We start from the raw sequence: 10,447 nt of genomic DNA on the forward strand, positions 1-10,447 counted from the left end.
ATGAGTGTCCAAGATTTGGGGGCCAGTTCAACCGCAAGCCTTACCTGCGGTTTGACAATCAAGCCAGCGGGGCGAGCAGTTTGTCAAAGGCTTCTTCAAACTGTTTCAAACCGTCTTCCTGCAAGCGGTTGGCGAGGGTTTCTACGTCTATGCCGAGTGCGGCGGTTTCGGCAAGCTGCGCTTGTGCTTCTTCTACGCCTTCGGTCAGCGTGGATTTGGCTGTACCGTGGTCGATGAAGGCTTTGAGGGTGGCATCGGGGACGGTGTTGACGGTGTGCGCGCCGATCAGGCTGTCAACGTAGAGCGTGTCGGGATAGGCGGGATTTTTGACGCCTGTGGATGCCCATAAGAGTTGCACGCGGTTTGCGCCTTTGGCTTCCAGCGCGGCAAATTCGGGGCTGCCGAAGTATTGCGCCCAGTCTTGGTAGGCGGCTTTGGCAAGGGCGATGGCGATTTTGCCTTTGAGGTGGTCGGGCAGCGTGGCGTCAAGCGCGCCGTCCACGCGGGAGATGAAGAAGCTGGCGACGGCTTGGATATGGGCAACGCTTTGCCCGGCTGCCAAGCGTTTGGCGATGCCGCGCGCGTAGGCTGCGTAGGCTTTGAGGGTTTGGGCGCGTGAGAACAGCAGGGTCAGGTTCACGCTGATGCCGTCGGCGATGAGGATTTCGAGTGCTTCGATGCCTGCGTCGGTGGCGGGGACTTTAATCATGGCGTTTTTACGCGCGATGGCGGCATGGAGGCGGCGGGCTTCTTCTACCGTGCCTTGTGCGTCTTTGGCAAGCTCGGGGGAAACTTCTAGGCTGACGAAACCGGTTTTGCCGCCGGTGGATTCGTGTTCGGCAAGGCAAACGTCGCAGGCTGCCTGTACGTCGGCAATCGCCATGGTTTCGTAGCGTTGTTTGGGGCTGAGGTCTTGTTGTTTGAGGGCGGCGACTTCATCGGCGTAAAGCGCGTCGCCGGCGAAGGCTTTTTGGAAGATGGCGGGATTGGAAGTGACGCCGCACACGCCTTGTTTCAGCATTTTCGCCAATTCGCCGCTTTGTACGAGCGAGCGGGAAAGGTTGTCCAGCCAGATTTGTTGTCCTAATGCTTTAACGTCCGATAAAATAGTCATCTCTGATTCCTTTAAATATAGGTTATTTGCGAAGCAGGCGGTAATGCTACCCCTATTCGGCAAATTTGGATAGTTTATTAGGGCATTTAATGATGTCCAAAACGATATAAAACGAACACAAAAAGGCATTCATTTATGGCAGGAAACGGTCAATATCTCGATTGGGCGCGCGAAGTGTTGCACACCGAAGCGGAAGGCTTGCACGAAATTGCGGCGGAATTGGACGAAAACTTCGTCCACGCGGCAGACGCGCTGCTGCACTGCAAAGGCAGGGTCGTTATCACAGGCATGGGCAAGTCGGGACATATCGGGCGCAAAATAGCGGCGACCATGGCTTCGACCGGCACACCCGCGTTTTTCGTCCATCCTGCGGAAGCGGCACACGGCGATTTGGGCATGATTGTGGACAACGACGTCGTCGTCGCAATTTCCAATTCCGGCGAAAGCGACGAAATCGCCGCCATCATCCCCGCGCTCAAACGCAAAAACATTACCCTCATCTGCATTACCGCCCGCCCCGATTCGACCATGGCGAGCCATGCCGACATCCACATCACGGCGTCAGTTTCCAAAGAAGCCTGCCCGCTGGGACTTGCCCCGACCACCAGCACCACCGCCGTCATGGCTTTGGGCGACGCATTGGCAGTTGTCCTTTTGCGCGCACGCGCGTTCACACCCGACGATTTCGCCTTGAGCCACCCCGCCGGCAGTCTCGGCAAACGCCTGCTTCTACGCGTTGCGGACATCATGCACCAAGACGACGCGCTGCCCGCCGTCCGACTCGGTACGCCATTAAAAGAAGCCATCGTCAGCATGAGCGAAAAAGGCTTGGGCATGCTGGCGGTAACGGACAACGAAAGTCGTCTGAAAGGCGTGTTCACCGACGGCGATTTGCGCCGCCTGTTCCAACAGCGCGACCGTTTTGACGGGCTGACCGTCGATGAAATCATGCACCCCTCCCCCAAAACCATCCCCGCCGAACGCCTCGCCACCGAAGCCCTGAAAGTCATGCAGGCAAACCATGTGAACGGGCTTTTGGTAACCGACGCCGACGGCGTGCTGACCGGCGCGCTGAATATGCACGATTTACTGATGGCGCGGATTGTGTAGTCCAAGCAGGTCGTCTGAAACCTGATTCAACGTTTTCGGACGACCTTTCCAGTATAATCCAAGCCTTTCCCCCGATTGCGAACCCACCATGACCCCGATCCAACTCGACCATACCGCCAAAGTTCTGGCTGAAATGCTGACTTTCAAACAGCCTGCCGATGCCGTTTTGTCCGCCTACTTCCGCGAACACAAAAAGCTCGGCAGGCAAGACCGCCACGAAATCGCCGAAACCGCCTTCGCCGCCCTGCGCCATTATCAAAAAATCAGTGCCGTCCTGCGCCGCCCGCATGCCCAGCCGCGCAAAGCCGCGCTTGCCGCGCTCGTCCTCGGCAGAAGCACCAACATCAGCCAAATCAAAGACCTGCTCGACGAAGAAGAAACCGAGTTCCTCAGCAGCCTCAAAGCGCGCAAAACCGAATTTTCAGACGACCTCCATACCGCCGCCGAATTGCCGCAATGGCTGGTGGAGCAACTGCAAAAACATTTTAGCGACGGAGAAATCCTCGCCTTCGGCCGCAGCATCAACCAAGCCGCGCCGCTCGACATCCGCGTCAACACGCTCAAAGGCAGACGCGACAAAGTGCTGCCCCTGCTTCAAGCCGAAAGCCCCGATGCAGAAGCCACGCCCTATTCCCCTTGGGGCATCCGCCTGAAAAACAAAATCGCCCTCAATAAACATGAATTGTTTTTAGACGGCACGCTTGAAGTCCAAGACGAAGGCAGCCAGCTCCTCACCCTGCTCGTCGGCGCCAAACGCGGCGAAATCATTGTCGATTTCTGCGCCGGCGCAGGCGGCAAAACCCTCGCCGTCGGTGCGCAAATGGCAAATAAAGGCAGAATCTACGCCTTCGACATCGCCGAAAAACGCCTTGCCAACCTCAAGCCCCGCATGACCCGCGCCGGACTGACCAACATCCACCCCGAACGCATCAGCAGCGAACACGACGGCCGCATCGCCCGCCTGACCGGCAAAGCCGACCGCGTTTTGGTCGATGCCCCCTGCTCCGGCTTAGGCACGCTGCGCCGCAACCCCGACCTCAAATACCGCCAATCGCCCGAAACCGTCGCCAAACTTTTGGAACAGCAACACAGCATCCTCGATGCCGCCGCCAAACTGGTCAAACCGCAAGGCAGGCTGGTTTACGCCACTTGCAGCGTGTTGCCCGAAGAAAACGAAATTCAGGTCGAACGCTTTTTGGAAGAACACCCGGAATACGGACTCCTCGACTGCGCCGAATTGCTCGCCGGTTTGAAAATCGATTTGAACACCGGCAAATACCTGCGCCTCGATTCGGCAAAACACCAAACCGACGGATTCTTCGCCGCCGTCTTGCAACGCAAGGAATAAATGTTCAAATAAGGCGTCAACACATAAAAGGTCGTCTGAAAAACCGGATTCGGGTTTTTCAGACGACCTTTCTCAATTCAGCCAAGCCGTAGCTTGAACTTTGCCTGCAAAATCAGCCAAGCAAATTTGGAATCGGACAATCAAGTTTTTTAGCGGGAAAACCTACGCTACATTTTGTGGCTATCGCAAACATACTTAACTTTGAATGCAGTATGTCGTCCAATTCCGTCATTCCCCCGCAGACGGGAATCCATCGTAAAACGTAAGAAACCTTGATTTGAAGAACAGTTTCTGAATTTCAAAAATGGACTCCCGCCTGCGCGGGAATGACGGCTGACGACGGATCTCGTATTAAAACCAATACCTCAGGTCGGCATTCATGCCCGACCTGCATATGGCAAAGCAACGCCCAAAACACGAAAGGTCGTCTGAAAACCCTTTCAGACGACCCCTCCCAATTCAGTTGACCAACCTGCCTGCATTTTCAGACTCTTCCGCAGGCTCTTCCTCATCGCCCGTCGGCGGCGTTTCCACCAAATCGGGCAACACCAATTCACCCAACTCGGTCAATGGCGGCAGCTCTTCCAAACTGTCCAACTGCAAATCGCTCAAAAACGTTGCCGTCGTCGCCCACAATGAAGGCCGCCCGACCGAATCACGATGCCCGATCACTTCAATCCAGCCCCTGTCCTGCAAAGTCTGCATCACGTTCTGCGACACCGCCACGCCGCGTATGCCCTCAATGTCGCCTCGCGTCACCGGCTGCTGGTAGGCAATAATCGCCAGCGTTTCCATTACGGCGCGGGAATAGCGCGGCGCACGCTGCTCCTGAAGGCTGCCCAGCCGCTCGAATGCCGCCTGAGCAATCTGAAACCGCCAGCCCTCGTGCGTATGCACCAGTTGCAACGCCCTGCCCTGCCAACGTGTTTTCAACTGCGCCAATACATCGATTAATTTGTCCTGCGACAGCGGCGGCACACACAATTCGCGCATGGATTTTTCGTTTAGGGGTTCGGTTTGGGTCAAAAGCGCGGCTTCGATGAGCGCGTCGGGAGGGAGTTTTTCGTTCATGATTTAAGATTGTTGTTCGACATAACAAGTTTTCAGACGACCTTTAAGCACTTGGCGGTTGTCTGAAAAACGGAAACAGCAGGATAGGTTTGACAGGGCAAATTTAAATGAAGTACCTGTTTCGGCCTCCCATCTTCGCGGGGATGGCGATGTGTGTTTTCCTATTTTAACCTACGGCACATTCGGACAGAAACCGTCTTTATCCGCCATGACAGGCTTCGTAAAGCGGCAGCAAATCTTCCACCGTTTCGGCTATCCATTTCGCTACATCCTGCTTGCCCAAATCGTCGCGTTCAATGTGTTTGCCGATGCAGAAAAAGTCTTCGTCGTTTTGCAACCTTCGGTCGGATTCGCTTTGTTGTGCGACGGTGCGGTAGTCGTCATATTCGCTTTCCGCGCCGTGCCACATATCGAATGCGGCGTATTTTTCGGTATCGAAATTGTCCAGCCAGCGGTTGTATTCCGGCAGCGCAATCGGTGATACGTCGGCTTTGTAGCAGTGCCAGTCTAGGCTGACGCTCAGGCGGCGGCGGTTCAATAAAATCGATAAAATCGCGGCGGAATTTTTGTATTGGGCGTATTTGAAGTAGGCGAAGAAATGGGCACGAACCTGCCAGCCGTTACACCAGCGTTCGATATGCGGCGGGGCGAAAGGTTCGCCCAAATCTGCGGCGACCTGCTGTATCAGCTGCTGCCATATCTGCCAGTTTTCCTTGTAGTCGGCTTTGATTTGCGGAATGCTCTCGGGCTGGTATTTTTTGAGCTGGGCAAACTGGAAAAACGGGATATTGAACAAATCGCAGCTTTTTGGCGTCAGCATGGTTGCTTCCTTTTCAGACGACGTGGTTGGTTTGCAGGGAGATACTGGGGGGCGTCTGAAACTCTGTTTTCAAGTTTTCAGACGACCTTTGTTTGAAGAAACGGCAATCTGTAAACGACCTTATCTGCGTCGGCGCGCCGCCATGATTTCGCCGATTTCGGTCAGTTTCTCTTTGGGGATAAACGTTTTGCCCATGTCGAACAAGGGTTCTTCAATCGCCAGATGCACATCGTAACCTGCCACAAAGCGTTTGAACGCTTCCGCATCGGGGATATAGGCGTTGTCTGCTTCGAGTTTGGCAAATTCGGCAGCCACGGCATCCCAATTGCCATGCAGGCTGACATGTTGGCGCAAAAGCTCATCCACGCTTTCCTTTGCCTGCGGCGCGTATTGCAGCAGGAGCGGGAAGAAGTTTTCCTCTTCGTCTTCATGGTGCAGCGGGGCGGCAACGTTGAAATACTGGGCGATTTGGCGGATGGTTTGCAAAACAATCTGATTGCAGCCGTTTTCGGCGATATAGTCCGACAACATGGCGACCTGGCCGCAGAAACGGCGCACTTTGCCGTGGCAGGCATACAGCATTTCAATCGGTTCGGCAAAGGTAACGCTTTTGGTTTCAAACGGATTCATGTTTGTGTTCTCAATGGGGTACTTTTCAGGCGACCATTTTATAACAAAACAGCCTGCATAAAGCAGGCTGTCTGTATTTTGAAGCTTGGACGGATTAGTCGACCAAAGTCACTTTGCCGTTCATCAAAGCACCGTGTCCCGGGAAGGTGCAGGCAAATTTGTATTCGCCGCCCGCCAGTTTGGCAGGATCCAGAGTCAGGGAAGCTTCTTCGCCGCCGCCGACCAGTTTGGTGTGGGCAACAACGCGTGCATCGTCAGCTTTCACGTAGTCGGTTGCAGCAGCGCCGGCACCGTCTTTGAAAATACCGTCCATGTCTTCGGCTTTACCGATGACGATGTTGTGACCCATGCTTTCTTTAGGTTGGGTACCGGTGTGTTTCAGGGTAACGGTGAATTCTTTACAAGCTTTGCTGACTTGGATTTCTTTAGTGTTGAACTGCATAGCGTCGTTGGCTTCGACAGTAGTCGCGCAGTTGCCGGCGGCAGGTGCTGCGGCAGAATCGGCAGGCGCTGCTTCGGAAGCAGGAGCAGCATCGGCAGGTGCAGCAGTTTCCGCAGGAGCGGCTTCAGAAGCGGCAGGCGCTGCATTCTCAGCAGGTTTTGCAGGTTCTTGCGAGCAGGCAGCCAAACCGATAACGGCGGCAGAAATCAGGGCTAAATATGCTTTCATTTGTATCTCCTAATGATGAGAGTCTGTTAAATTTTACAAAACAAAACTTGCGAATATATTAATAAACCCATATTCGAGTTTACTATCTACAAGCGGAACCAAAGAAATAATGAAGCCGTATTCTGCTACAACAACCCAAACAAGTCCAAGATTCCATAGCAAATTTACATCAGTTTACCTAAAAAAGAATGACTACTATTCAGGTATTATTTCTTTAGTATTAGACCCTCTCATTCGAACGAATGAAATTTAACTTATATTAACAATTTAAATAATAATTCCCAACTCAACGGCTGTGTTTGCGCACCAACTCCGCCAGCGCGGCAGCCAATTCAGGATGCTTGTCTTCCAATTTTGCCGCCGCCGCATCAAAACTCTCCAATGCCGCCCCGCTCAAATGCAGGCTGTTGACTTTGGGTTGTACCGGCGGCTTCGGCACGACTTTGACCGCCACATCTTGAATACCCGCGTTCAATTCCTGAAGCTGCGGCACAAGCGCGGGCAATATCATTTTCAGGCGCGAAGCCGCCATACCGTTTGCCGCCAGCAACACCAGCCTGCCCTCTTCGATGCAGGCGGTTTGAAAGTGCGGGTGCAGGTTTGCCGGCAGAATGCGTTTGACTGCCGCATCCAGCCTGCGCCATTGTTGCGACTGCTGCAACAAACCGGCCAACCGCGCATCCCGCTTGCCCAATTGTTCCAAATTCATATGTTTCAGACGACCTTTTCAAAGTGTACGGTTGTATTATCAAGATTGAAATCCGGTAAAACTGCCTTTATTTCAAACGGCATGACTGCCTTGCCGCGAGGCTTGTGTTAAAATCCCCGTTTCGCCATTATTTTATATCAGGCGCAGGAACTATTTCATGCTGACAAACATTGCTAAGAAAATCTTCGGCAGCCGCAATGACCGGCTGCTCAAACAATACCGTAAATCCGTTGCAAAAATCAACGCACTCGAAGAACAAATGAAAGCCTTGAGCGATGCGGATTTACAGGCTAAAACAGCCGAATTCAAACAACGTCTTGCCAACGGTCAGACTTTGGACGACATTTTGGTCGAAGCCTTCGCCGTCTGCCGCGAAGCGTCCCGCCGCGTACTCGGTATGCGCCACTTCGACGTCCAGCTTATCGGCGGCATGGTGCTGCACGACGGCAAAATCGCCGAAATGCGTACCGGCGAAGGTAAAACCTTGGTCGCCACCCTTGCCGTCTATCTCAACGCCCTGTCCGGCAAAGGCGTGCACGTCGTTACCGTCAACGACTACCTTGCTGCCCGCGACGCAGGCATTATGGAACCGCTCTACAACTTCCTCGGCTTAAACGTCGGCGTCATCATCGCCGATATGCAGCCGTTTGACCGTCAAAACGCCTACGGCGCCGACATTACCTACGGCACCAACAACGAATTCGGCTTCGACTACCTGCGCGACAACATGGTGACCGACCAATACGACAAAGTTCAGCGCGAATTGAATTTTGCCGTAGTGGACGAAGTGGACTCCATTCTGATCGACGAAGCGCGCACCCCGCTGATTATCTCCGGGCAGGCGGATGACAACATCCAGCTGTACCAAATCATGAACAGCCTTCCCGCACACCTCATCCGCCAAGAAACCGAAGAAGGCGAAGGCGATTACTGGGTCGATGAAAAAGCACACCAAGTCATCTTGAGCGAAGCGGGTCACGAACACGCCGAACAAATCCTGATTCAAATGGGTTTGCTGCAAGAAAACGACTCCCTCTACTCCGCCGCCAACATCGCCCTGATGCACCACCTCATGGCAGCATTGCGCGCGCATACGTTATTCCATAAAGACCAACACTACGTCATCCAAGACGGCGAAATCGTCATCGTGGACGAATTTACAGGCCGTCTGATGTCCGGCCGCCGCTGGTCCGAAGGCCTGCACCAAGCCGTCGAAGCCAAAGAAGGCGTGGAAATCAAACGCGAAAACCAAACCCTCGCTTCCATCACCTTCCAAAACTACTTCCGCCTGTACACCAAACTCTCCGGCATGACCGGTACCGCCGATACCGAGGCTTTCGAGTTCCAAAGCATCTACAACCTCGAAACCGTCATCATCCCGACCAACCGCCCCGTACAGCGTAAAGACTTCAACGACCAGATTTTCCGTTCTGCCGAAGAAAAATTCGAAGCCGTCGTCAAAGACATCGAAGAATGCCACAAACGCGGACAGCCCGTCCTCGTCGGTACCACCAGCATCGAAAACTCCGAGCTGGTTTCCCGTCTTCTGCAAAAAGCCGGACTGCCGCACAACGTCCTCAACGCCAAAGAACACGAACGCGAAGCCCTGATCGTTGCCCAAGCCGGTAAAGTCGGCGCCATTACCGTCGCCACCAACATGGCGGGCCGCGGTACCGACATCGTCCTCGGCGGCAACCTCAAGCACCAAATCGAAGCCATCCAGTCCAACGAAAACCTGAGCGACGAAGAAAAAGCCGCACAAATCGCCGCCCTTGAAAACGGCTGGCAGGCAGAACACGACCAAGTGGTCGCGGCAGGCGGCCTGCACATCATCGGCACCGAACGCCACGAAAGCCGCCGCATCGACAACCAATTGCGCGGACGCGCAGGCCGTCAGGGCGACCCCGGCTCCAGCCGCTTCTACCTCTCATTTGAAGACCCGCTGCTGCGCCTCTTTGCGCTCGACCGTGCCGCCGCCATCCTCAACCGCCTCGCACCCGAACGCGGTATCGCCATCGAACACGGCATGCTGACCCGCCAAATCGAAGGCGCGCAACGCAAAGTCGAAGGCCGCAACTTCGACATGCGCAAACAAGTATTGGAATACGACGACGTTGCCAACGACCAACGTAAAGTCATCTACCACCAACGCAACGAAATCCTCAACAGCAAAGACGTCAGCGACCTGACTAAAGGTATCCGCGAAGAAGTCATCAGCGATTTGGTCGATTTGTACATACCGCCCGACAGCATGGAAGAGCAATGGGACATCCCCGCACTCGAAAGCCAGCTTGCCGCCGAATTCCGCCTGCACGAAGACATCCAAGCATGGCTCAAAGCAGACACCACATTGGATAATCAAGACATCAAAGAGCGCCTGATTAAACGCGTGGAAGAAGAATACGCGGCCAAAGTCGAGCTGGTCGGTAAAAAACCGATGGCGGATTTCGAACGCAACGTCATGCTGCAAGTCATCGACCTGCAATGGCGCGAACACCTTGCCGCCATGGACTACCTGCGCCAAGGCATCCACCTGCGCAGCTATGCCCAGAAAAATCCGAAACAGGAATACAAACGCGAAGCCTTCGCCATGTTTGAAAACCTGTGGCGCGGTATCAAGCATCAAACCGCCGCCCTCTTGACCTCCGTCCAAATCGAGCGCAACACCGATGTAGAAGAAATTGCCGAACCCGCACCCGTCGGCATCCAAACCATCCACTCCGAAGCGCCCGACATGGAAGAGCTGCTCGGACAATCCCAAACCAATTTGGTTACCGAAGCGTTCGATCCCGACGGAACGGATTTCAGCCCCGAAGCGCTGACCGCCCAAGGCCGTATCGTCCACCGCAACGACCCCTGTCCTTGCGGCAGCGGCCTGAAATACAAACAATGCCACGGCAAACTAAGCTGATGACAGCTTAAACAAAAGGTCGTCTGAAACTTTGAACTGCCCCCCAAATCTTGGACACTCATAA

General features: G+C 54.3%; 9 protein-coding genes. 3 read left to right on the forward strand and 6 right to left on the reverse strand.

Features of this window, described 5'->3' with window-relative positions:
- Positions 1-58: 58 nt before the first annotated feature.
- Positions 59-1,114, reverse strand: a complete 1,056-nt coding sequence (gene tal, locus HMPREF3066_RS08410; protein ID WP_070442070.1) for a transaldolase — start codon at positions 1,112-1,114, stop codon at positions 59-61.
- 135 nt (positions 1,115-1,249) lie between these two features.
- Here tal and HMPREF3066_RS08415 point away from each other — a divergent pair, with 135 nt between their 5' ends.
- Positions 1,250-2,224 (forward strand): KpsF/GutQ family sugar-phosphate isomerase, encoded by a 975-nt coding sequence (locus HMPREF3066_RS08415; RefSeq protein ID WP_070442073.1) that lies wholly within the window; start codon positions 1,250-1,252, stop codon positions 2,222-2,224.
- Positions 2,225-2,312: 88 nt separating this feature from the next.
- On the forward strand, positions 2,313-3,572 hold the full coding sequence (locus tag HMPREF3066_RS08420) for an RsmB/NOP family class I SAM-dependent RNA methyltransferase (RefSeq protein ID WP_070442076.1): 1,260 nt from the start codon (positions 2,313-2,315) through the stop codon (positions 3,570-3,572).
- Positions 3,573-4,031: 459 nt separating this feature from the next.
- On the opposite strand, the gene scpB is transcribed toward HMPREF3066_RS08420, so the two are convergent.
- From scpB to HMPREF3066_RS08445, 5 genes are all read right to left on the reverse strand, one after another.
- On the reverse strand, positions 4,032-4,643 hold the full coding sequence (gene scpB, locus HMPREF3066_RS08425; RefSeq protein ID WP_039410291.1) for an SMC-Scp complex subunit ScpB: 612 nt from the start codon (positions 4,641-4,643) through the stop codon (positions 4,032-4,034).
- Between the two features lie 199 nt (positions 4,644-4,842).
- Entirely contained in the window at positions 4,843-5,463 is a 621-nt protein-coding gene (locus HMPREF3066_RS08430; RefSeq protein WP_019271537.1) for an HI_0552 family protein, read from the reverse strand.
- Between the two features lie 120 nt (positions 5,464-5,583).
- Positions 5,584-6,093 carry a hemerythrin domain-containing protein gene (locus tag HMPREF3066_RS08435; RefSeq protein ID WP_060974721.1) on the reverse strand — a complete coding sequence of 170 codons (510 nt, stop codon included), beginning with the start codon at positions 6,091-6,093 and terminating at the stop codon, positions 5,584-5,586.
- A gap of 94 nt (positions 6,094-6,187) precedes the next feature.
- The gene (gene azu, locus HMPREF3066_RS08440) at positions 6,188-6,763 is read right to left on the reverse strand and encodes an azurin (RefSeq protein ID WP_045075155.1); all 576 of its coding nucleotides are present in this window, start codon (positions 6,761-6,763) and stop codon (positions 6,188-6,190) included.
- A 286-nt stretch (positions 6,764-7,049) separates the two neighbouring features.
- The gene (locus HMPREF3066_RS08445; protein ID WP_070442079.1) at positions 7,050-7,472 is read right to left on the reverse strand and encodes a DciA family protein; all 423 of its coding nucleotides are present in this window, start codon (positions 7,470-7,472) and stop codon (positions 7,050-7,052) included.
- Positions 7,473-7,629: 157 nt separating this feature from the next.
- On the opposite strand from HMPREF3066_RS08445, the gene secA reads away from it, so the two are divergent.
- Entirely contained in the window at positions 7,630-10,383 is a 2,754-nt protein-coding gene (gene secA, locus HMPREF3066_RS08450; protein WP_070442082.1) for a preprotein translocase subunit SecA, read from the forward strand.
- Positions 10,384-10,447 lie beyond the last annotated feature (64 nt).

It is taken from the genome of Neisseria sp. HMSC03D10 (assembly GCF_001807625.1).
GTDB classification, from domain to species: Bacteria; Pseudomonadota; Gammaproteobacteria; order Burkholderiales; family Neisseriaceae; genus Neisseria; species Neisseria mucosa.